The organism is Rothia sp. HMSC066G02 (genome assembly GCF_001813145.1).
Taxonomy (GTDB): domain Bacteria; phylum Actinomycetota; class Actinomycetes; order Actinomycetales; family Micrococcaceae; genus Rothia.
On sequence record NZ_KV811597.1, the window covers coordinates 16,926 to 38,568 of the forward strand.

20 protein-coding genes are annotated in these 21,643 nt (G+C 60.8%); 4 read left to right on the forward strand and 16 right to left on the reverse strand.

From position 1 onward, the window contains the following. Positions 1–10 precede the first annotated feature (10 nt). The 3 genes from rplT to infC all read right to left on the reverse strand — a co-directional run bounded on the left by rplT (position 11) and on the right by infC (position 1,599). A complete protein-coding gene (rplT, locus tag HMPREF2894_RS06835; RefSeq protein ID WP_005507127.1) occupies positions 11–391 on the reverse strand; it encodes a 50S ribosomal protein L20 in 381 nt (126 codons plus the stop codon). A gap of 114 nt (positions 392–505) precedes the next feature. After that, on the reverse strand, positions 506–700 hold the full coding sequence (gene rpmI, locus HMPREF2894_RS06840; protein WP_004006287.1) for a 50S ribosomal protein L35: 195 nt from the start codon (positions 698–700) through the stop codon (positions 506–508). 197 nt (positions 701–897) lie between these two features. After that, on the reverse strand, positions 898–1,599 hold the full coding sequence (gene infC / locus HMPREF2894_RS06845) for a translation initiation factor IF-3 (RefSeq protein WP_005507875.1): 702 nt from the start codon (positions 1,597–1,599) through the stop codon (positions 898–900). A gap of 293 nt (positions 1,600–1,892) precedes the next feature. Here infC and HMPREF2894_RS06850 point away from each other — a divergent pair, with 293 nt between their 5' ends. Further along, complete coding sequence (locus HMPREF2894_RS06850) at positions 1,893–2,315, forward strand: DUF1844 domain-containing protein (protein ID WP_005507125.1); 423 nt, start codon at positions 1,893–1,895, stop codon at positions 2,313–2,315. Between the two features lie 155 nt (positions 2,316–2,470). Here the strand turns inward: HMPREF2894_RS06850 and HMPREF2894_RS06855 are convergent, their stop codons facing one another. The 3 genes from HMPREF2894_RS06855 to HMPREF2894_RS08965 all read right to left on the reverse strand — a co-directional run bounded on the left by HMPREF2894_RS06855 (position 2,471) and on the right by HMPREF2894_RS08965 (position 4,796). Then, positions 2,471–3,253 carry a HisA/HisF-related TIM barrel protein gene (locus HMPREF2894_RS06855; protein ID WP_070678468.1) on the reverse strand — a complete coding sequence of 261 codons (783 nt, stop codon included), beginning with the start codon at positions 3,251–3,253 and terminating at the stop codon, positions 2,471–2,473. Continuing rightward, positions 3,253–4,038 (reverse strand): type 1 glutamine amidotransferase family protein, encoded by a 786-nt coding sequence (locus tag HMPREF2894_RS06860; RefSeq protein WP_083309140.1) that lies wholly within the window; start codon positions 4,036–4,038, stop codon positions 3,253–3,255. Before HMPREF2894_RS06860 ends, HMPREF2894_RS06855 begins: the two co-directional genes overlap by 1 nt. 119 nt (positions 4,039–4,157) lie before the next feature. Further along, a complete protein-coding gene (locus tag HMPREF2894_RS08965; protein ID WP_083309139.1) occupies positions 4,158–4,796 on the reverse strand; it encodes a LysM peptidoglycan-binding domain-containing protein in 639 nt (212 codons plus the stop codon). Between the two features lie 817 nt (positions 4,797–5,613). Between HMPREF2894_RS08965 and lexA the strand changes: the two genes are divergently transcribed. Then, the gene (gene lexA, locus HMPREF2894_RS06870; RefSeq protein ID WP_070614766.1) at positions 5,614–6,288 is read left to right on the forward strand and encodes a transcriptional repressor LexA; all 675 of its coding nucleotides are present in this window, start codon (positions 5,614–5,616) and stop codon (positions 6,286–6,288) included. Positions 6,289–6,438: 150 nt separating this feature from the next. On the opposite strand, the gene HMPREF2894_RS06875 is transcribed toward lexA, so the two are convergent. Both HMPREF2894_RS06875 and hflX read right to left on the reverse strand, forming a co-directional pair. Beyond that, a complete protein-coding gene (locus HMPREF2894_RS06875; RefSeq protein WP_070678471.1) occupies positions 6,439–8,511 on the reverse strand; it encodes an ATP-dependent DNA helicase in 2,073 nt (690 codons plus the stop codon). Positions 8,512–8,517: 6 nt separating this feature from the next. Continuing rightward, positions 8,518–10,230 (reverse strand): GTPase HflX, encoded by a 1,713-nt coding sequence (gene hflX / locus HMPREF2894_RS06880; RefSeq protein ID WP_070678474.1) that lies wholly within the window; start codon positions 10,228–10,230, stop codon positions 8,518–8,520. Positions 10,231–10,373: 143 nt separating this feature from the next. Here hflX and HMPREF2894_RS06885 point away from each other — a divergent pair, with 143 nt between their 5' ends. Then, complete coding sequence (locus tag HMPREF2894_RS06885) at positions 10,374–10,997, forward strand: class I SAM-dependent methyltransferase (protein ID WP_070678477.1); 624 nt, start codon at positions 10,374–10,376, stop codon at positions 10,995–10,997. 124 nt (positions 10,998–11,121) lie between these two features. Here the strand turns inward: HMPREF2894_RS06885 and dapF are convergent, their stop codons facing one another. From dapF to miaB, 3 genes are all read right to left on the reverse strand, one after another. Beyond that, entirely contained in the window at positions 11,122–12,057 is a 936-nt protein-coding gene (dapF, locus tag HMPREF2894_RS06890; protein ID WP_070643906.1) for a diaminopimelate epimerase, read from the reverse strand. 96 nt (positions 12,058–12,153) lie between these two features. Beyond that, on the reverse strand, positions 12,154–13,074 hold the full coding sequence (gene miaA / locus HMPREF2894_RS06895) for a tRNA (adenosine(37)-N6)-dimethylallyltransferase MiaA (protein WP_049345096.1): 921 nt from the start codon (positions 13,072–13,074) through the stop codon (positions 12,154–12,156). An 84-nt stretch (positions 13,075–13,158) separates the two neighbouring features. Further along, entirely contained in the window at positions 13,159–14,673 is a 1,515-nt protein-coding gene (gene miaB / locus HMPREF2894_RS06900; protein ID WP_049341725.1) for a tRNA (N6-isopentenyl adenosine(37)-C2)-methylthiotransferase MiaB, read from the reverse strand. 35 nt (positions 14,674–14,708) lie between these two features. On the opposite strand from miaB, the gene HMPREF2894_RS06905 reads away from it, so the two are divergent. Then, complete coding sequence (locus tag HMPREF2894_RS06905) at positions 14,709–16,094, forward strand: hemin ABC transporter substrate-binding protein (protein WP_070678480.1); 1,386 nt, start codon at positions 14,709–14,711, stop codon at positions 16,092–16,094. Positions 16,095–16,270: 176 nt separating this feature from the next. Here HMPREF2894_RS06905 and HMPREF2894_RS06910 read toward each other — a convergent pair whose 3' ends face one another. The 5 genes from HMPREF2894_RS06910 to HMPREF2894_RS06930 all read right to left on the reverse strand — a co-directional run bounded on the left by HMPREF2894_RS06910 (position 16,271) and on the right by HMPREF2894_RS06930 (position 21,562). Then, positions 16,271–18,220, reverse strand: coding sequence for a regulatory protein RecX (locus HMPREF2894_RS06910; protein WP_246827027.1), 1,950 nt, complete (start codon positions 18,218–18,220; stop codon positions 16,271–16,273). Positions 18,221–18,449: 229 nt separating this feature from the next. Continuing rightward, positions 18,450–19,553, reverse strand: a complete 1,104-nt coding sequence (recA, locus tag HMPREF2894_RS06915) for a recombinase RecA (protein WP_012903908.1) — start codon at positions 19,551–19,553, stop codon at positions 18,450–18,452. A 404-nt stretch (positions 19,554–19,957) separates the two neighbouring features. After that, a complete protein-coding gene (locus HMPREF2894_RS06920; RefSeq protein ID WP_049351797.1) occupies positions 19,958–20,179 on the reverse strand; it encodes a DUF3046 domain-containing protein in 222 nt (73 codons plus the stop codon). Positions 20,180–20,326: 147 nt separating this feature from the next. Continuing rightward, entirely contained in the window at positions 20,327–20,734 is a 408-nt protein-coding gene (locus HMPREF2894_RS06925; RefSeq protein WP_005507109.1) for a helix-turn-helix domain-containing protein, read from the reverse strand. 237 nt (positions 20,735–20,971) lie between these two features. After that, a complete protein-coding gene (locus HMPREF2894_RS06930; protein WP_070678483.1) occupies positions 20,972–21,562 on the reverse strand; it encodes a CinA family protein in 591 nt (196 codons plus the stop codon). Positions 21,563–21,643 lie beyond the last annotated feature (81 nt).

A 21,643-nucleotide genomic window follows, 5' to 3' on the forward strand; every position in this document is an offset into this window, starting at 1 on the left:
CCTAGGCTAATTAAGCCTTGGGAGCCGAGGTGTCCTCGGGCAGGTTGTTCTTAGCAATCTCAACCAGTGCGTTGAAGGCAGCGGGCTCGTTAACAGCCAGCTCAGCCAGCATACGGCGGTCAACCTCAACACCAGCAGCCTTCAGGCCCTGGATGAAGCGGTTGTAGGTCAGGCCCTGTGCGCGGGAAGCAGCGTTGATACGCTGAATCCACAGGCGACGGAAGTCACCCTTCTTCTTACGACGGTGGTCGTAGCTGTAAACCAGCGAGTGAGTGACCTGCTCCTTAGCCTTACGGTACAGGCGAGAACGCTGACCGCGGTAGCCGGATGCACGATCGAGAATAGTACGGCGCTTCTTGTGCGCGTTAACCGCGCGCTTCACACGTGCCACGTGTGTCTCCTTCGTCTTATGTCCTGAACAGCTCACATATCACGCTGAACAGGAGCGAGTCTTTAATCAGTGCGCACCACTATCGGTGCGCCAGGTGCAGAGAGTAAGCGTTGCTTACTTACCCAGCATCTTCTTGACAACCTTTGCCTGGCCGCCGGTAACGATCTGGTCAGAAGCCAGACGACGGGTCAGACGAGAGGACTTGTGCTCCAGGTAGTGGCGACGGTTCGCCTGCTGGCGCTTAACCTTGCCGCTACCGGTGAGCTTGAAGCGCTTCTTAGCACCAGAGTGGGTCTTCTGCTTCGGCATAGCTGCCGTTCTCCTTACATTCATCCCCCGCCACAACAGCGGGGTAGCTTAGTGGGGTTGAGCGATACACGCATCAGCCCCAAGGACCAAAGGTGAGGCACCCCCAGCGAGGTGCCTCGGAACCGGCACCGGGTGAACCCGCAACACCCACCCAACGGTGGAGGCGCGTGCCCATCCTAAAGTGACGACCCGGTTCCCTACTCGGCGGAAGCCTGTGCCTTCAACTCAGCAGGCATAGCGTCTGCCAGAGAATTAGTTACGGGCTTCGCCTTGGTCGTGTCAATACGCTCGCGACCCTTGCGACCGCCGGCGCCCTGCTCACGGCGAGCCTCTGCCTTACCGCGAAGCGGAGCCAGAACCATCACCATGTTGCGGCCATCCTGACGGGGGCGAGACTCAACGGTGCTCACCTCAGCCAGCTCAGCCGCCAGACGCTCCAGCAGACGCACACCCATCTCGGGGCGCTGCTGCTCACGACCACGGAACTGAATCATTGCCTTGACCTTGTCACCACCGGAAAGGAAACGACGAGCGTGTCCAACCTTGGTTTCGTAGTCGTGGGTATCAATCTTCAGGCGGAAACGGATCTCCTTCAGAACGGCATTAGCCTGCTTCTTGCGGGATTCACGAGCCTTGATTGCGGCTTCGTACTTGTACTTACCGTAATCCATGAGCTTGCACACGGGCGGCTTCGCGTTCGGGGCAACCTCGACCAGGTCGAGTTCGGCGTCCTCAGCCAGACGCAGAGCGTCCTTCAGAGGGACAACGCCTACCTGCTCGCCACCGGGACCGACAAGACGGACCTCGGGAACGCGGATACGATCGTTAATGCGTGGTTCGCTAATGACTAGCTCCTGTGCTCTGTGGGTTTCCCCGTGAATACTATCCGTTGCGGGCACTAAAAAAGCCCCCGCAGTTACACAAGCGGAGGCACAAACCAGCGTACGCCGAAAGCGGCGGACGAACCCGTTCACCTCAAAACTCGCAAACAAACGCCTGCGGCGGTCAACCGGGTGGGAGGCATGCTCCACTTGCAAACTGCCTACAACCATACCGCAGAATCCCCGACAGACGCAAGGAAATAGACGCAAAACACCATAAAAATTGCGGGGACTCCTCCAGAAAGTCCCTAGAAGTGCCCACTCTTAAGGACGCATTTACCGAAACAAACGAAATATGAGATTCTAAGACTATGAGCACTGAAAACACGAACTTCCGCTTCACCGCGGAAGAAGAAACCCCCGTACACGGCCACACCGAACTCACCGAAGAGCAGGTCGAAGCCGTCAACGAACAGCTGCGCGACATCGCAGACGTACCCGCCATCGAAATCATCAGCTCCGCAGCCATCCACATGATGAGCGCTGCAGCCGTCAAGTGCGGCCTAGCAGCAGACGAAAACGCCGACGACCTCAAGGACCTCGACGAAGCACGCAAGCTTATCACCGCACTGGCAGGCCTCGTCACCGCCGCAGCACCCGAAATCGGCTCCCAGCACGCAGCGCCCCTACGCGACGGCCTGCGCACCCTGCAGCTCGCATTCCGTGAAGCATCCCCCTTCCCGGACGAGCCCGGCAAGGGCCCCGGCGAAAAGCTCACCGGCCCGGTCTACTAAACCAGCACGTGTACTAAACCAGGACGCACGCTAAACCAGCTGGTCCACTAAACCGCCCCTGGTTTATGTCATCACGAAGCCCCGTCTCCCTCACGCTGAGGAAGACGGGGCTTCGTCATATATAAAGTCCGTTCGGGTTAGCGGGAACGGTAGCTTTAGCGGAAGCCAGCAGCCTCAAGAGCCTGCTCAAAACTAAAGTTACCCACATACAGCGCCTTGCCAAGCACCACGCCCTCCAAACCATAAGGCACCATGGAACGCAGCTTCTCAATATCAGCCAGCGACGCCACACCACCGGACGCCACCACCCGGCAGGCAGTCTGAGCCAGCACCTCATCCAGCAGCTCCGCACCGGGACCCGCCAGGGAACCGTCCTTGCTCACATCCGTAACGATATAGCGGCGCACGCCCGCGCTCTCCAGCCACGCCAGCGCCTCCGCCAGGTCAGGGCCCGACCAGTCGGTACCGCGAGCCACCGTCACCCAGCCCCGCTCAGGGTTATAGCGGGCATCGAGACCAAGAGCCAGAAGATCAGAATCGGCGTAACGAGCCAGAGTGCCTTCAAGCCAGGAAGAATCCGTCAGCGCCGCACTGGTCACGTTCACGCGGTCCGGATTCAGACTCAGGGCACGCTCCAGACTCTCAGCATTGCGCACACCGCCGCTGACCTGAATACGAACCGGAGCGGAGCCGCGGGCATTCTCTGCACGGACGGCGGCAACCACCTCAGCCAGAACCTCAGTATTCGTGCCGCGACCAAATGCCAAATCAAGGTCAACCAGGTGAATCCAGCGGGCACCAGACTTCACCCAGGTCAGAGCCGACTCAACAGGGTCGAGGCGCTGCTCACCACCGGACAGGGTGCCACCCACCGGGCGCACCGCGTAGCCTTCAGAAATATCAACAGCGGGCAGAAGTTCAAGAACGGGTGCAGACATTAGTTACCTCCCGCAGCAGTAGCGGAGTCTCCAGAAGACAGAGACTCAGAAGACAGGCGACCGGTCACCGCCAGGGACGCAACCCAGCGGCGCATAAACTCCGCCCCCAGCTCGCCAGAGCCCACCGGGCAGAACTGCACCGCCGTCAGCGGACCGTTCTCAACCGCCGCGATATAGGCGGGCTCGGTGACAGTCCAAGTCACCGCCGGAGGGGCAATATATTCAATGCTCTGATCAAAAGCCCACTCAAAAACGCCGTGCTCAGATTTGAAGTGAGCCTCGCCCTCAAGATCCTTGAGCAGCGTACTATCGGCGGACGGGCGCAAAGTAGCAACACCGGGAGTTACCTCGCGGGTAGAAAGCTCCACGCCCTCGCCGGGCCACTCCCCCATGCCCTGCACCTGAACCTGCCCCATCTGCGGATGCTCCACCATAATAGAGTCAAAGAGGCAGCTCAGTGCCGCACCGGCAACCAGCACCGGACGACCACCGGCAACGCGGCGGCCAATCACACGCTCAGCGTCCTTAGCTTTCAGGTCTTCGTACGCCTCAAGAGAGCTCGCACCGCCGGTAACCACCATGCCGTCAGCCTCACGCAGCTGATCGGGCACAGCGGTTACGATCACGTCCGCCCCCGCATCCTGAAGAAGCTTCACCAAGGCGCCACGAGTTCCGGGTTCCCCCAAAACAGCAACCACAGGACGAGCAGTCTGAGCATTCTGTACAGATTCAGTTTCCTGTGCAGATTCAATTTCGGTGAGTGTGGGTTCAACGGGAACAGGCATCGGTGCGCTCCTATTTCATAGGCTCAAGAATTCGGCTCAAGCGCTCTAGCTTGAGAGATGAAGGATTCGGAGTCAAGACATCAACCTCATGCAGAAGCCAACCACACACGGGTCCGTACTTAGCGCTGAGTCTGAGGGATTTCCAGACGCTGACCGGCATCAACAGAGGTGCTGGTCAACGAGTTCAACTCCATAATACGAACCACAGTATCACGGGTGTCACCTTGCGGATTCACCGCCTGAGCAATATCCCACAGGGTCTCGCCGTGCTTGACCACAATGACGGTTCGAGTCACCGAAGCGTTCTCCACGGAGGCAGAAGCCGCCGGGCCAAAGAAGCTAATAGCGCCGAGCACAATCAGTGCCGCCAAGGTCAGCAGAGGCAGGCCCTTCAGAAAACCGCGCACAGTGCCAAGACGACGAATAGAACCGGGAACCGAGCGCAGAAGCTCGCCGCCCTTAGCCAGAAGAACACTCTTCGCACTAGGCGCCTGAGCCGCAGAAGATGCCTGAGTAGAAACAACAGGGGTAGAAACGGCGGGAGCGTGAGCGGGCTGAGCCTCCTGCGCGGGACGGGGTGCATGAGCCGCACGAGAAGAGCGAACAGACTGCGAAGACGCAGGCACACGAGAACGCCCCTGCACGGTGCTGGCGGACACGGTGCTGGCGGACGCTGTGCGGGCGGGGTGAAGTACCACCAAACCTGCCGGAAGGTGTGCAGAAGTGCCGTGAGAAGCAATAGGTGCTGCAGTAGTCATTGTGGTTCCTTTCTCTCAGCTCGCCCGGGGTTGCCCCGCGGGTCTAGCAATGCCGAGCGATACCCGCTCGGAGGTCCTAGTTGAGTGATAACTATGGAGTGGTGATTGTTAGGCGATAACTATTGGGTAGCTAGTCCCTAGTAGTTAGGTCAGAGCATTCGGATGCACCGGGTTGATTTGGGTACCCCAGTTTTGAGCCCCCCATCCCCCGCGCTCTCTCTTCGCCAGATGCTTCCTAGAGCATCCGAGGTAGATCATGCGAAGAGAGAGGCAGAGGATTCGAATACATTCGAACACTCATTCGCTCTCGTCTCCCGGAAGACTCCGGGTCGAATCTTCGAATATTTTTCGAACATTCGCCCGCAAATCCCGAATTTCAGGAGAGATTCAAGAGTATATACGAACTCTTGTTCTAAAGTCTAGCAGAGATGTGCTAAAAATTTCTTCGAGTTTCGAAGAAAAAATCTAGAATATTTGTTTGAGTTTTTCGGTGCAGTGTTCTACACTGGTGTCAAGAGACGTTCCACACGCTCCTGATGAGTCCTACTCACAGCAGGTTTCTGTACCCGTTACAGCTTGGTTCTGTATCGAATGCAGGTGCTGCTGGCTGAGTTTTATAGGGCGGAGGCGCATACTCGTTGCCTGTGTATCGCTTCGGTATCGCTTCGGCACGGATAGAATTCCTCCACCCCCTGACGAGATAAGACCCATTTCGGCAGAACCAAAAAATTTTTAGGACACCATCAGAAAACGTGTGAAGCACCCATCCGTGCCCCGACCGGGATACAAGGTCGGAGTACAGACCGAAGGAAAAGAAATGGCAACAGCACCCCGTCCGGCGCTGACCGCGCGCCAGCAGAAGATTCTTGACGCGATCCGCACCGAGATTGAACAAAAGGGTTACCCGCCGTCCATGCGCCAGATTGGTGACATGGTGGGTCTTGCGTCCCTATCCTCGGTCACTCACCAGCTTGGTCGCCTCGAGACTATGGGCTATATTCGCCGCGATCCCAAGCTCCCCCGCGCCATTGAGGTGCTGGATGAGAACGGCGTCGGCATCCACGGTAGCTCCTCCTCGTCCCTGCCCGAGCTGCCGAACTTCGAAGTTGGCGATGAGGACCTCGTACCCGTTCCCCTGGTTGGACGAATTGCAGCGGGCGGCCCCATCACTGCCGAGCAGTCCGTGGAGGATGTGCTCGCCCTGCCCCGCCAGTTGGTCGGTAACGGCAAGCTGTTCATGCTCAAGGTCAAGGGCGATTCCATGATTGACGCCGCAATCTGCGACGGCGACTGGGTGGTTGTCCGCGAGCAGCACACCGCGGACAACGGCGATATCGTTGCTGCTCTGCTCGACGATGAAGCAACCGTGAAGGTGTTCCGTCAGGTCGACGGCCACACCTGGCTCATGCCGCGCAACTCCAACTACGAGCCGATTATGGGCGACCGCGCAACCGTCATGGGTAAGGTCGTCTCCGTGCTGCGTAGTCTCTAAAAGATGCAGTCTCTAGAGACATAACCGCTAGGCTTTTAGCTCTATATAAAAATCACCCTGGTGACACGTGAATGTTCACGTGTCACCAGGGTGATTTCTATATTTCCAAAGCGGAAGGTGCGGTGCAGCCAGGAATGGAATCCACCCGAGCTAACGCTCAATACTCGCCGAAAGACGAGCCAGCGCGCCAATTACGGCTGCCTTATTCTGGGTCGACCACATCGGCGGCATCGCCTTCATCAAGAAACCGCCGTAACGCTTGGTTGCTACACGAGAATCCAGTACAGCCACCACGCCGCGGTCAGACACCGAACGAATCAGGCGGCCCGCGCCCTGCGCCATACGAATCGCCGCATGGTGAGCAGAAACCGCCATAAAGCCGTTACCGCGGTGACGGTTCACCGCCTCCGTACGAGCCTGCGCAATCGGGTCGTCCGGGCGGGGGAACGGAATGCGGTCCATCACCACCAGGCGGCAAGAGTCACCCGGAACATCCACGCCCTGCCATAGGCTCATCGTTCCGAACAGGCATGAGTCAACGTCCTCGCTGAACTCCTCCACCAGAGCCTTGAGCGAAGACTCACCCTGCAGAAGAATGTTCAGGTCGCTATGCTCACGCATGTACTCGGCGGCACGCTCAGCGGCACGCTTCGAGGAGAACAGGCCCAGGGCGCCGCCCTCCGACGCCTCGCACAGCTCACGCAGACGCTCCAGCTGGCCCTCGTGCACACCGAATCCCGGAGGCTTCAAATCCCCGGCAACGTACATGATGCCCTGCTTGCGGTAGTCGAAAGGCGAACCCACGTCGATGCTCGTCCAGCGCGGCGCGCCCTCGCCCTGCAGTCCCAGGGCACCGGCGGCAACGTCAAAAGAGTCACCCACCGTCAGGGTCGCACTCGTCAGAATCACGGTGCGGTCAGCGAACAGACCGTCACGTAGCTGCAAACCGACGCTCAAGGGGGCGATGTTCAGGGTCGCCGGGTCGGTATCGGAAGCAGCCACGTAGCGGCCGTTCTCCCAACCACCCTGACGAGAAATCCACAGAACGTCCTGCTCGCCCGAAGCCTCCAGAATGCGGCTACTCATGTCGTGTACCTCAGAGACACGCGAGCGCGCCATCTGCAGGCCGGCGTCAACGTCCTGACCGTCCGGTTTGGTATCGGACAGGGCGGTGCGGGCGGCATCGTTGACCGCAGAAATAGCGGTCAAAAGGCGACCGTCCAGGCCCTTCAGCAGGCCCTCGGCAAGACCCTCGAACGCGGTCTCCAAGGTGCCGGCAGCCATTTCCAGTGCGCCGGAATCAGCCTTCGAATGCTTCTTTACGCTACGCGCCGCACGGCGAACCATCGCAACCGTCAAAGAACCAGACACGGCACCGGTCACGCGGTCCACCAGCTCATGAGCCTCATCAATAATGACCGTCTCATGTTCGGGCAGAACCTTCATGCCCTCGAAAGCGTTAATCGCCAGCAGGGCGTGGTTCGTGATGACGATATCAGCTTCAGCGGCACGGCTACGCGCCATCTCGCTAAAGCACTCTTCCACCAGCGGGCAGCGGCGGCCCAGACACTCGGCGGCGCTCACCGATACCTGAGCCCATGCGCGGTCAGAGACGCCGGGCTTCAGCTCGTCACGGTCGCCGGTCTCCGTGCGGTCGGCCCACTCGCGCAGGCGCACCACTTCCTCACCCACGCGGGAGGTCGAAGAAGGCATGTCGAAGAGAGCATCCGGCTCGTCTTCCGGGTAGCCGCCCTCCAGCTTGTGGAGGCAGAGGTAGTTATTGCGGCCCTTGAGCAGAGCCACCTGCGCCTGCGATTCCGGGCGCGGCTCCAGCGCTTGTAGAAGACGCGGAATATCGCGGTTCACGATCTGCGCCTGCAGGGCAAGAGTCGCCGTCGCAACCACAATCGGCTGGTCCGACTCCCCCACCCGCGCCAGGGCAGGCACCAGGTAGCCCAGGGACTTACCGGTACCGGTACCCGCCTGGACCAGCAGGTGACGCTGCAGTTCAAGAGCCTGCGCCACATGCGCCACCATAGTGCGCTGACCGGCACGATTCTGACCGCCAGTGGCGGCAACCGCCTCATCCAGCAGGGTCAGGGCATCCTTCGAACCGGGCAGGGTCTCAAGCTCCTGCCCGGTGAATCGGGTGCCGTCGGTTGCCGGTCCGGGTACAGTTCCCGGGGCGTTTTTGGGCGCGTTGATGCTCTCGGTCACGCTCATCCGCCCTTAGAGAGCCTCAGCAGTAGAGGACTGCTCGGAGTCAGAAGCGGTCGCTTCAGCCAGGGCGTGTGCCTCCGCAAGTTCCTCTTCCAGAACCTCCAGCAGGTCGCCCTCCAGCACATACTCGGACAGTTCGGAGGCGACATCCTCACGGACCAGAGCCACCACGAAAGTGCCATCCGATACGAAATCGGTGCTCTTAATTTCGGCGTCCCACTCGTGCAGGCGCGAAATAATCTCACCGTGCGAGTACGGAATCAGCAGCTTCACCTCAATGGAGGGGCGCGGAATGGTGTCCGCAATCTTCTGCTTCAGCTCCTCAATACCCTCACCGGTACGCGCCGAAACAATCACGTGCTCCGGCTCGCGCTGGCGCATACGCTCCAGCACGAACGGGTCGGCGGCATCCGCCTTATTCAGCACAATAATCTCAGGGATATGGCGGGCGTCGACCTCCGCGATGACCTCGCGGACAGCACGAATCTGCCCCTCCGGGTCCGGGTGCGAAGCATCCACCACGTGCAGGATGACGTCAGCGTCAGCGACCTCTTCCAGGGTGGATCGGAACGCCTCGACCAGCTGGGTCGGCAGCGAACGCACGAAACCCACAGTGTCGGAGAGGGTATAGCCGATACCGTCCGGGGTCTGAGCCTTACGGACGGTCGGGTCCAGGGTTGCGAACAGGGCGTTCTCCACGAGCACGCCGGCATCGGTCAGACGGTTCAGCAAGGAGGACTTACCCGCGTTCGTGTACCCGGCAATAGCCACCGAAGGCACGCGGTTACGGCGACGGTTCAGACGCTTCGTCTCACGCGCCGGCGCCATCGCAGCAATCTCACGCTTAAGCTTCGCCATGCGAGCGCGCAGGCGGCGGCGGTCCATCTCAATCTTGGTTTCACCGGGACCACGCGAACCGATACCCTCACCGGCTGCGGCACGGCCACCCGCCTGACGGGACAGGGACGCACCCCAACCACGCAGACGCGGCAGCATGTACTCCAGCTGAGCCAGCTCAACCTGCGCCTTACCCTCGCGGGACTTAGCGTGCTGAGCGAAAATGTCGAGAATCAGGGCGGTGCGGTCAATGACCTTGACCTTCACGATGTCTTCGAGGGCACGACGCTGCGAGGGAGCCAATTCCGAGTCGACGATGACGGTGTCGGCGCCGGTCGCCTCCACAATGTCCTTGAGTTCCAGCGCCTTACCGGAGCCGAGGAAGGTGCCGGGGTCCGGCTTGAGGCGGCGCTGAACCAGGCCGTCCAGAACCTCGGAACCTGCGGTTTCAGCCAGTGCCGCAAGCTCACGCAGGGAGTTCTCTGCGTCCTCTACGGTGCCTTCAATCCACAGACCAGCCAGCACCACGCGTTCCAGGCGCAGCTGGCGGTACTCGACCTCGGTGACGTCTTCAAGTTCGGTGGAGAGGTTCGCGATACGGCGCAGTGCGCGGCGCTCAGCGAGGTCTTCCTGGTCACCGTCATATTCGGAATGTTCGCGCTGAACGTCAGAAATTTCGCGCGCGCGAGTATCCAGCACACGGCGGCTATTGTTGCCGTGAGTGCTGGAAGAATTATCGCTGTGATGCGCGGTACCGGCGGCGTCATACGTCGTGACGGAGGCGGCGGCCTGGGAGCGGCCCAGAACGCGGTCTACGGTGCGGCGCAGCTGCTCATCACTGGGCAGCTTTTCGGTATCAGATACGGGGATGTTCTTAGAATTCATACGACTCTAATTCTACCGCCGTTGCCCGCATCAGGTAGGGGGTTCGGTCGTCTGTGCGCTCAGGGCGTGCAAGCTGCTGACCTGCCCCGTGCATTCTCTGCCCGTGTGCGGCGGGTTCTTGCCCTACCGGTACACTGGATAGCATGAGCGAGCAGCATTATTTCTCTGAAACCCCCGAGACCGAATTCAAGCCCCGCCCGGTGCAGGTGGAGCTTGCCGGCCGCAAGGTCACCGTCACCACAGCTAACGGCATTTTCAGCCCCTCCGGTATTGATAAGGGCACCGCTATTTTGCTGCAGGAAGCACCCGACCCGCAGGGCGAACGCATGCTCGACATCGGCTGCGGTTGGGGTTCCATTACCCTGACTTTGGCGATGCTCGCACCGCAGGCGCAGGTGCACGCGGTGGATGTGAACTCCCGCTCCATTAGCCTGACCGAACGCAACGCCGCCGCTCTCGGCCTGTCCAACGTCACCGTGGGAACCCCCGAATCGGTTGACCCCGAACTGCGTTTTGACACCATCTGGTCGAACCCGCCGATTCGCGTGGGCAAGGAGGTTCTGCACGAGATCCTGCTGACCTGGCTGCCTCGCCTGGCGCCTGGTGGTGACGCCTACCTGGTGGTTCAGAAGAACCTGGGCTCTGATTCTTTGCAGAAGTGGATGGACGCGCAGCTTGAGGAGCTGCACCCCGGCGAGTTTGAGGTGTCGCGCTATGCGACCTCGAAGGGCTTCCGTATTCTGCAGGTACACCGCTACGAGGACTAAAACCTCTGGCGCTATTTGCTTAAAACATAAAAGCGGCGGGTGTTTTCTGAATTTATTGTCAGAAAACACCCGCCGCTTTTGTCTATAAAATCTCTGGTCCAGGGCTGCCCGCTATTGCAGCCGACTATCGTAGCACGACGGTTGCAACCATCTGCGCCGGACCAGCCAGAACAACATGCTCCAGGTCATCCGGGCCCAGCACGAAAGTCACCGCGAGGGTACCGCCGGGCACATGCACCAGCCACTCATCCGGTGCTTCCTCGCCGCCCCAGAAACGAGTCGCAGCAGCAGCCGCACACGCGCCGGTACCGCAGGACAGAGTCTCGCCCACGCCGCGTTCGTGCACGCGCATACGGATAGCACCCACCTGCGCGCCGCTCTCAACGTCCAGGTCGACCGGCACCACAAACTCAACGTTCGTACCGTTGACCGGGGCGGGGTTCACCTGAGGCAGGCTGTGCAGGTCCAGGCCGTCCAGCTTACCGTCGGAGCCGAGCATCACCACGGTATGCGGGTTACCCATCGAAATGGACAGGCCAGCACGCGGAGTCTTCAGGCCGCGAGCAGACACCAGGCAGTCCTCGCCACCCTCGCGGGCAGCGTCACCGTGAATGAAGCTCCACGGACCCATGTCAATCGCGTAGCCTTCTTCGGTGCGTGCGACGGTCTTCACGCCGGCGCGGGTACCGATCTTGACGGTCTCGCCCACCTCAAGCTCAATCAGGCCCTCAGTGCGCAGGTACTCCACGAACGCACGCACGCCGTTGCCGCACATCTCTGCGATAGAGCCGTCACCATTGCGGTAGTCCATGAACCAGACAGCGTCCGGGTGCTCCTCGAGCAGCTTCTGGCCCGCGCGGGAGGCGGTGCTGCGGGCAGCACGAATGAAGCCGTCCGCGCCGATGCCGAAGTGGCGGTCGCAGGCACGGGCTACCAGCTCGGGGGTGAGGGCAATTTCTGCGTTCTCGTCCGTCAGAAAAATGAAGTCGTTACCGGTGCCGTGACCCTTGGTGAGGGTCAGGCCTGCCAGCTCGCCCCAGATGGAAGGGTTCTCGCTCATATGCTGTCCTTAAGGTTGGTGACCTGTCCGTTTATGATTTTACCGCGCCGACCGACTCGACGAGGTATCTGTTCGGCTGCGGCTCGTTATTGTGGCTTATCGGGTGCTTTCGCGGATGATGGCTTCCGCTTCGTCGGCAAGGGTGGGTGAGAGCGCGTCCAGCCAGTGCACGCGCGGGTCCGCGCGGAACCAGGTCAGCTGGCGGCGTGCAAACTGGCGGGTGGCAATCGTCGTATCCTCAATCGCCTGCTCCACGCTGTAATCCTCATCTTCAAGGGCGCGGGCAAACTGCGCGTAACCAATCGCGCGGGAGGCGGTCTTCCCCTCCTGCAGTCCCTGCTCGTTCAGGGTGCGCACCTCGTCCAGCAGGCCGCGCTCATGCATCAGCTCCACGCGGCGGTGCAGACGCTCGTGCAACAGGGTACGATCCATATCCAGGCCAATCTGCACGCTCTCAGTCACGTACTCGCGCACCGGCATGAACGCCGAGAACGGGCGGCCCGTCACCTCGAACACCTCCAGCGCACGAATGATGCGGCGCTCATCCTTCACGCGCGCAGCCGACTCAGGATCGACCTCCGCCAGGCGGGCGTGCAGAACACCAATACCCTCGGTACGCACCTGCTCCTCCAGGCGCTCGCGCACCCGCGCATCCGTGCCGGGGAACTCCAGCTTATCCAGGGCGGCACGCACGTACAGGCCCGAACCGCCCACCAGAATCGGGTAGCGGCCACGGCCGCGAATCTGCTCAATCAGCTCACGGCTACCCTCCTGAAACTCCGCCACGGACGCCTCATCCCGCACATCCATAATGTCGAGCAGGTGGTGCGGAACGCCGCGCGTCTCCTCTGCAGTGACCTTCGCGGTACCGATATCCATGCCCCGGTAGAACTGCATGGAGTCAGCGTTAATGCACTCACCATTCAGGCGCAGAGCCAGCTCAATGGCGAGCGCGCTCTTACCGGTGCCGGTCGGGCCCACAATAGCGATAACGGGCAGAGTTTCGGAGATAGTCATGCGCCCCATTCTACCGGTTCCCCCACCCCCACTTGCGGTGAGGATGAGGACCCGAAGAACAGGGCGCATGATTCGATATAGGTTTTAGGGGCGCAGACCGATGGTCGGCATGCCCAGACCCACCGGCGCACCGGGCACCTGGGTGGTGCCGGTACCGCAAGAGTCAGCCTGGGAGCGGTCCCACGCGTCACCGGCGCGGGTGCGGCGCAGCTGGTACTGCTCGGCGGTCGGGTCAGAAATCAGGTGGAAGGAACCAGCCTCGGTAATCGGCACGGTCACCATGTCGCCGGGGCGCGGAGTCTCGCAACCTTCGGGCACGGAGAAGTGCACGAGGCGCTGGTCCGGGCCGCGGCCCGAGAGGCGGTGAGTCTGCTCAGCCTTACGACCTGCCTCGGCAACGACCATCAGCTCAACGGTCTTACCGAGCTGCTTGCGGTTCTCTTCGCCGGCGATGCGGTCCTGCAGGGCAATCAGACGCTCGTAGCGTTCCTGCACGACTTCCTTCGGAATCTGGTTCTCCATGGTCGCCGCGGGGGTACCGGGGCGGATTGAGTACTGGAAGGTGAACGCGGAGGAGAAACGAGCCTGCTCCACAACCTTCAGGGTGTCCTGGAAGTCCTCTTCCGTCTCGCCGGGGAAGCCCACAATGATGTCGGTGGTAATCACGGCGTTCGGGATGCGCTCGCGCACCTTGTCCAGAATGTTCAGGAACTTCTTGGAGCGGTAGGAACGGCGCATGTCCTTGAGCACCTTGTCGGAACCGGACTGCAGCGGCATGTGCAGCACGGGCATGACGTTCGGGGTTTCGGCCATCGCGTCGATCACGTCGTCGGTAAACATGGCCGGGTGTGGGGAGGTGAAGCGTACACGCTCCAGCCCCTCAATCTCGCCGCAGGCACGCAACAGCTTGGAGAATGCCTGGCGGTCGCCGAACTCCACACCGTAGGAGTTCACGTTCTGACCGAGCAGGGTCACCTCAATAGCGCCGTCATCGACCAGCGCCTGAACCTCGGCGAGAATGTCGCCGGGGCGGCGGTCCTTCTCCTTACCGCGCAGAGACGGCACGATGCAGAAGGTGCAGGTGTTGTTACAGCCCACCGAGATGGACACCCAGCCGGAGTACACGTGGTCGCGCTTGGTCGGCAGGGTGGAGGGGAAAACTTCGAGGGATTCGAGCAGTTCTGCCTGCGCCTCGTGGTTGTGGCGGGCGCGCTCCAGTAGCGCCGGCAAGGAACCAATGTTGTGGGTACCGAACACGACGTCCACCCAGGGTGCCTTCTCAATGATGGCGTCCTGGTCCTTCTGCGCCAGGCAGCCGCCCACAGCGATCTGCATGCCCTTGTGGGCGCGCTTGACCGGCGCCAGCTGACCGAGGTTGCCGTACAGGCGGTTGGAAGCATTTTCGCGGACCGCGCAGGTGTTGAACACCACCAGGTCGGGCTGGGTGCCTTCCTCAGCGCGAACGTAGCCGTTAGCCTCCAGCAGGCCGGACATTCGTTCGGAGTCGTGCACGTTCATCTGGCAGCCGAAAGTGCGCACTTCGTAGGTGCGGGGGCTGGTTTCGGGGGTCTGGGCGGAATCGCTGAGGGTCGAAGTCATGCCCTATAGGGTATCCGATGGGGGATAATGGCTCTATGCAGGTTTCCCTTAGTAGCAACTTTCCGGCTCTGTCACCGAACGATTCTTCCGCCCCCGCCCCTGACGGGGAGCTTCTGAACACCCTCATTGAGGAGGCGATTGCCGCCTACTCCCCTGTTCCGCCTCAGGCGAGCGCTGATTCTGCCTCGATGCGTCAGACCCTGATGCAGCTGCTCAGCTGGGCGCATTCTTTGGAGCAGGTGGCTGCCCGCACGGTTGAGCGCGTGCAGATTCTGGGCACCGGCATGCGTTCCGTTGTGGTGCGTGTGGTGTATGAGCCTGCCGCCGAGTCTGCGCAGTCTTTCGAGTCTACACAGTCTTTGCCGACCTCGATTATTGTGAAGCGTTACCGCCGTAAGGATTCGACGGTGAACGCGGGCGGTTTCGGGTACCTGCGTGAGCGCTACGGTTTGGAGGCGCTGAACCGGCAGGTTCCGGGTCTGTTCCCGCAGCTCTACGGCGCGGATCCTGAGCTGCGCGTGCTGGCGCTGGAGGATGTGAGCGCCGGAACCGTTGAGGGCGAGCAGTATTCGGTTGCCCACGCCCTGCTGGAGGGCACCAAACAGCAGGCGCTGGACGCGCTGAACTACTACATTGAGGCGTACCGTTCCCTTGCCGCCAGCGGCATTATGGGCGAGGCGGTGGAGGATTACCGTCTGAACCTGGCGCGTGCCGACCGCAAGGCGCAGTTCCCGGGCGCTATTGCCTCGCCGGGACTGGCTGAGCGCGGCTTGAAGAAGCTGTACGGTGTGGCTGATGAGGCGCGCGCACCCGAGCAGGGTGCTGACTCTAGCCCCGTCTCTGCCTCCGCTGAGCATGAGGATGCGCCCGTTCTTCCCGCCGCAGTTGAGGAGCTGTCCTTCCGCTTCCGCCGTGTTCTGCTGCCCTTCTTCACCAAGCGCCCGCCCGTGCCCGAGCAGTTCAAGCTCAACCGTGGACGTGTCTATATGCTCTCGTCGGGCGATTTTTCGCCGCAGAACGTGCTGATTGGTTCAGCGGACGGCGCGCAGGTGCGCATGGTCGATGCGGAGGGCACCTGCCTGCACCACCGAGGCTTCCCCTTCGTTGAGGCGATGCTGGGATTCCCCTCCTCGCCGGAGTACCCGCGCTACCGTGTGGACCGCAAAAAGGCGCTACCGGCGCTGTACTCTGCCCTCTTTGAGGACGCCCCGCTGGATGAGCACCTGGCGGAGGATTTGGCGGTGTGCACGGCGGTGACCGTGTGCGCCCTGTTGGAGCTGTACTTTTCTTCGGCACGTTCCGATCTGTTGCCTCGTATTCGCCGTGAGGGTGCGCAGCTGATGCGCTTGCTGTTGGAGATCGCCGGTTCTCAGGATGCAACCCTCGCCGAGTTCGCGAACCGTCTGGGGGCCGTTGAATAAGCAGCAGAGTAAACAGCGGATATAGCCTTCGACAAGGCTTTTTATAAGGATCAAAAACGTAAAGGGTGAGCCCGCCACAGAGTATGTCTGTAGCGGTCTCACCCTTTATAGTGCCTATTTTTGCGGTCACCCCGGCATGGGTCTATCTGTGCGTGCGGAATGTATTAATTCGCCCTCTACCAGAGCTCGTCCTCCGCACCGTAGGCGGCGAGTTCCTCACGAATCACCGACATCGACACCGAGGAGGAGTACCCGCGGCGAGCCAGCATCCCCAGCAGTCGGCGAGTCACCCTATCCTTTTCGGCGCGGTCGCTCAGGTCCATGCCGGGGCGCAGCTTCTTACGCACCAGCTCGGCGGCGTCCTCACGTTCCTGCTCGTCGGTGCGCTGAGCCAGTGCATTCTCCGCTTCTTCACCGCGCACCCCGCGTTCAGCGAGCTCACGGCGTAGCGCGGCGCGGGAGAGCTTCTTGGTGCGGCTCTTCTGCGCCACAAATGTTTGGGCGTATTCGGCGTCGTCAATGAGTTTTGCAGCCTCGAACTTATCGAGCAGCGGCTCAATGAGCTCCGCGTCGAAGCCTTCTGCCTGCAGCTTCTTCCGCAGCTGACCTCGGGTTTTTGCCGAGTACGCCAGCTGGTTGTACAGGATGGTTTTAGCGCGTGTGTAGGGGTCTGTTTCTTCCGCGGCTCGGGCGGCACGCACCTTCTGCTTCCAGGAAGGCACGTTACTTTCCGGTTGTGAGGAAGCATGTCCCATCTGAGAGCCGCCCGGTTGGGAGCCGCGTGCTCGAGAACCGCCCTTTGGGGATCCAGCCGAAGCGGCACGGCGCTTTCCGGTACCAACGCCCTGCGCCTCCTCCTCGGCAATACCGCGGATGAGTGCTTCTTCGGCGGGGGTGAGTTCTTCGTTCAAACTACTTCCCTCCCTAAATAGGTTGCTCCCCGAGCCGCGGCCCGCAGGACTCTTGCGGGTTTCCTCGTCGTCACTTCGAGCCCCAAAGGCGGGCGCGTAGGGCGAACGGCTCCGCATTTTCTCTTGCTGCACCGCGCTCATGCGGCGGAACCCACGCTTGTAGTCGGTGTTCTTGGAGGCACGCGAAGATTTGCGTTTCTTCTGCTTATCCCGCTGAGCGGCTTGCCTCTCGATCTCTTCCTTCTCTTCGGCAGTGAGCCCCGATCCGATGGAGGCGGCACCCGCTCGACTCATGCGCCCCGCCGCCATAGGGCGCGGCTCGGCACCGCCGGGGGTGAAGGCACGAGCGGGCGCTTCGTCAATGGAGACGGCGGGCAGGTTCGGGTCAACGAGCAGGCTGCGGCGCGGGGATTCACTACCTTCCTCAGAACTGCCATCTTCAAAGTTGGCGGGCACAGCCTGCAGGGGCAGCTCGGGTACGCGGAACTCCCCGGCGTAGTCGCCGCCGTTATCGCGGGCGATGCTTTCTTCAACAAAGCCGTGCGCGGCGGGGTGCCAGTCCGGGAACTCCTCAGCGGCTACCGAATCCGCGGTCCTGTTCCGCACCCACTTTTTGGGGGCGTTTTCTGTGGCCGCTGACTTCTTCTTAGGCGCTGGCTTCTTCTGAGGCGCGGGCTTTTCAGCCTGCCGCGCTTTCGGCTTGGTTTTCTGGGGTGCGGTTTCTTGGCCCCCACGCTGCTCCGCTATTGCTTCTGCGAGTGCCGCTTCGTCCGAGGGTACCCAATATTCCCCTGCGTACTCTGCTTCAATGTACGAAGGCTCTGCCGGATACGCAGGTTCGTCCTCGTAGGGAGGTTCGCCCTCATAGGGAGGCTCATCAGGGTATGGGGGTTCATCAGGGTATGGGGGCTCATCCTCATACGGGGGCTCTTCAACAGAAGGAGGTGTAACAGCGGCAGGCACCTCCCAGCTGAGGGTGGGCTCAGCCAGGGGCGCGGGTGCCTCAAAATTGAGGGCCTCGAAGCCGTCTACCTCAACCGGCGGGGCAACAGGCTCAAAGGAAACAAAGTTACCAAGCGCTGAGGAACCGAAGTGCGGTTCGGTCGCCTCCAGCGCCGCAAAACCGGCGTCGCCGTCACGCGCGCTGTTTTGCTCACGCTCTTCATGACCGTTCTGTTCCGTCATGCGCTGTTCCATCATGCACTGCTCCGTCATGTTCAGTTCCTCCTCTCCCCTGTGTTGGCGCTCGCTTGATGACCCGTGCGCCCGGCTATACAGCGCTCCCCCATTGTAACGAGGCGTTGTCCCGGCGCCCCCTGATACTCCCCTTAATGCGCACCCGTTAACGTGTTTCTTCCGTTAACGACAGATTGCCGTGCACCGTGCGGAATGCACAGCACACGGCAATCAGTCGTGGCGTTAGCAAGAAGCTACGCGGGCCGGTTTAGAACTCCTCAGCCAGCTCGTCCAGCGGGTCGTTACCCTCAGACTCAGCAGCTACCTGCTCGTCAGCTTCTTCCTCAATGATGCCCAGCTTCACCAGAACCTTGTACTGCAGTTCCTCGGTGAGCTCGGGGTTGTCCTTGAGCAGCTTACGAACGTTCTCGCGGCCCTGGCCCAGCTGCTCACCGTCGTAGGTGAACCATGCGCCGGACTTCTTGACGATGTCGTTCTCCACCGCCAGGTCCAGGATGCCACCCTCAACGGAGATACCCTCACCGTAGAGGATGTCGAACTCAGCCTGCTTGAAGGGCGGAGCCATCTTGTTCTTCACAATCTTGGCGCGGGTGCGGTTACCGATCGGGTTAGCGCCGTCCTTGAGGGTCTCAATGCGGCGGATGTCGATACGGACCGAAGCGTAGAACTTCAGCGCCTTACCACCGGTGGTGGTTTCGGGAGAGCCGAAGAAGACACCAATCTTCTCACGCAGCTGGTTGATGAAGATTGCGGTGGTGCCGGTTGCGGAGAGGCGACCGGTAATCTTACGCAGAGCCTGGCTCATGAGGCGAGCCTGCAGACCCACGTGGGAGTCACCCATGTCGCCTTCAATTTCGGCGCGGGGTACCAGTGCTGCAACGGAGTCGACAACCACGATATCAACGGCACCGGAACCAACCAGCATGTCCATGATTTCCAGTGCCTGCTCGCCGGTGTCGGGCTGAGAGACCAGCAGCTGGTCGATGTCCACGCCCAGCTTAGCCGCGTAAATCGGGTCCAGTGCGTGCTCGGCGTCGATGAACGCTGCCACGCCGCCTGCCTTCTGAACGTTCGCTACAGCGTGCAGTGCAACGGTGGTCTTACCGGAGGACTCGGGACCGTAAATCTCGATGACGCGGCCGCGGGGCAGACCACCAATACCCAGAGCGGCATCCAGAGCGATAGCGCCGGTGGAGATAACCTCGGTCTTGGTGATTTCCTTATCACCCAGGCGCATGACTGCACCCTTGCCGTAGTTCTTGTCGATCTGTGCCATCACGGCTTCAAGTGCCTTGGCGCGACCCTCTTCGGGAACGCGAGCTACGCTCTGAGACTTGGTGTTCTTAGCCACGGTAGTACCTCGTTCTTTGTGTTGTCAGTGGTTGACGGGAGTAATGTTTCTTCGGAATCGGTGGGACTCGTAATCGAGACCTTGAAGGTTTTGGCCTACCGGTTCCTTCTGAGACTACTCTAGGGTCACAGCCTGACAGGATAAGGCCATTTTTTAAAATCTGTGGAAAACTTTGAAGATTTTTCCGAAAAATTCCTGATGTGGAAAAGTCTAGCATGAGTCGAACAAAATTACGACCCGGTTTCGAATAAATCGGATAGGGTTTCGGCATATATTTTCGAAAAACCCCGGATTCTCGGCTAATTATTCGAAAATACCTCCCGCACAGGCGCCAGCACTCGAACAAACGCTAGGGAACAGACGGTGGGCACCGCCCATACGCTAGAACACGCCAGGCTCACTACCTAGCGCAGCGGTTCCTTATCCGGACCCAGGCGGCGCTCCTGCGGAATCTCCTGCTCATCACAGATCGCCAGCCACACATCCCTCGGGTTAACGCCCTGGTCCAGCGCCTCCGCAGCGGTCACATGACCCAGCGAGCCCAGCACCAGGTCCCGCGCAAGTACCGGAGCATACCCGGCACCGAACTCATACTCCATGCACGCCCAAAATTCGCTCAGCTTCACAAGCGCTCCTTCCGCTTCACCGCTAGTTTGCTTCATAATTCGTCACATCGCTCGGTAATAAACCGAGAATAAGCGATGCCGCGCACCCCCACCTTACGGGGATGCACGGCATCGCTTCACGTTTAGCGCGGCATGTGCCGCCTCTCGTTACTTCGAGAGAATGTAGTAATCGCTCTTGTACTGCTCAGACATTTCAGCCGGAACAGTATCCGGAATCTGAACGCCCTCGAGAACCGCCATACGGTCGGCAACCTCACGCAGCATCTGGGACATCGGAATGTCCAGAGCCTGGCAAATCCACGCCAGCAGTTCGGAGGAAGCTTCCTTCTGACCGCGCTCAACTTCGCTCAGGTAACCGAGGGAAACACGGGCACGCTGGGAAACCTCGCGCAGGGTGCGGCCCTGACGCTGGCGAACATCGCGAAGAACCTCACCGATTGCCTGTCGCAGGGGAACAACCTTAGCTTCCTCAACGACCGGGGCGACCTGTCGGGGGGTCTCCTCGATTTCCTTCCACTTAGTAATGCCATTAATCGATACGCGCTGCTTAGCCATGAGCTTCTATATCACTTTCCTGAGTAGGTATTCCCGACCTGCGGGACTGTACAGAGTTAAGCCTAACTGATTTTTGAGGCATGAGCTAGGGGCCTCGCCATTTTCGTCCTCTTCTTATGGCTTGTATCTATTCAAACAGGCGAACCTATGCCTTTATTCCTGCGAGCTGAAAGAACCCTGTGAATATATTTGAACCGTAAAACTTTTTCTCAGATAGGTACCGTACAGCCCTGCACGCTACGCCAGCTCGTCCTTCAGAACCCCACCGGCACCGCCACGCACCGCACGCGCCAGCAGAGCAATCGCATCCGCGCTCGCCGCCGCACGAATCTGCGCGCGATCCCCCGAATAGTGGCGCTCAAACACCTCAGAACCACCCGGGGAACACACGCCAATATAGACCGTGCCCACCGGCTGCCCATCCGCAGGATCGGGACCGGCAACACCCGTGGTCGACACCGCATAATCGGCACCGCACACACGCGCCGCACCGACCGCCATCTGCACCGCCACCGCAGGATGCACCGCACCCTCACGCGCCAGCAGCCGAGCATCCACTCCCAGCACCTGCGCCTTCACCTCGTAGGCGTAGGAAATCACGCCGCCACGGTAATACGCGGATGCGCCCGGCACCGTACAAATCGTGCCGCCAACATCCCCGCCGGTCAGCGACTCAGCCGTCGCCACCTGCACCGGGCCTTCCTGGGAGGCACGCAACCGCACCGCATCACGCAGCAGCAGCGCCGCCGCCTCCGGGGTGCCGGAGAAAACCTCAGCGGAGGAAAGCTCAAGGGACAGAGCATCTTCAAATACGAGGGGAACCATTATTCTCTCCTTTCAGCGGCGAACCGCCGCTCAAAACCTCACGCGGCACACAACGCACCGCAGGTACAGCGAAGGGGAGCAGCA

Bases quoted from the DNA above. Each gene is read 5' to 3' on its own strand.
- miaB (WP_049341725.1), bottom strand. From the start codon at position 14,673: ATGACTTCGACCCTCAGCGATTCCGCCCAGACCCCCGAAACCAGCCCC.
- rpmI (WP_004006287.1), bottom strand. From the start codon at position 700: ATGCCGAAGCAGAAGACCCACTCTGGTGCTAAGAAGCGCTTCAAGCTC.
- HMPREF2894_RS06850 (WP_005507125.1), top strand. From the start codon at position 1,893: ATGAGCACTGAAAACACGAACTTCCGCTTCACCGCGGAAGAAGAAACC.
- HMPREF2894_RS06885 (WP_070678477.1), top strand. From the start codon at position 10,374: ATGAGCGAGCAGCATTATTTCTCTGAAACCCCCGAGACCGAATTCAAG.
- miaA (WP_049345096.1), bottom strand. From the start codon at position 13,074: ATGACTATCTCCGAAACTCTGCCCGTTATCGCTATTGTGGGCCCGACC.
- HMPREF2894_RS06860 (WP_083309140.1), bottom strand. From the start codon at position 4,038: ATGCCTGTTCCCGTTGAACCCACACTCACCGAAATTGAATCTGCACAG.
- hflX (WP_070678474.1), bottom strand. From the start codon at position 10,230: ATGAATTCTAAGAACATCCCCGTATCTGATACCGAAAAGCTGCCCAGT.
- HMPREF2894_RS08965 (WP_083309139.1), bottom strand. From the start codon at position 4,796: ATGACTACTGCAGCACCTATTGCTTCTCACGGCACTTCTGCACACCTT.
- HMPREF2894_RS06855 (WP_070678468.1), bottom strand. From the start codon at position 3,253: ATGTCTGCACCCGTTCTTGAACTTCTGCCCGCTGTTGATATTTCTGAA.
- lexA (WP_070614766.1), top strand. From the start codon at position 5,614: ATGGCAACAGCACCCCGTCCGGCGCTGACCGCGCGCCAGCAGAAGATT.
- HMPREF2894_RS06925 (WP_005507109.1), bottom strand. From the start codon at position 20,734: ATGGCTAAGCAGCGCGTATCGATTAATGGCATTACTAAGTGGAAGGAA.
- HMPREF2894_RS06910 (WP_246827027.1), bottom strand. From the start codon at position 18,220: ATGACGGAGCAGTGCATGATGGAACAGCGCATGACGGAACAGAACGGT.
- dapF (WP_070643906.1), bottom strand. From the start codon at position 12,057: ATGAGCGAGAACCCTTCCATCTGGGGCGAGCTGGCAGGCCTGACCCTC.
- HMPREF2894_RS06875 (WP_070678471.1), bottom strand. From the start codon at position 8,511: ATGAGCGTGACCGAGAGCATCAACGCGCCCAAAAACGCCCCGGGAACT.
- HMPREF2894_RS06905 (WP_070678480.1), top strand. From the start codon at position 14,709: ATGCAGGTTTCCCTTAGTAGCAACTTTCCGGCTCTGTCACCGAACGAT.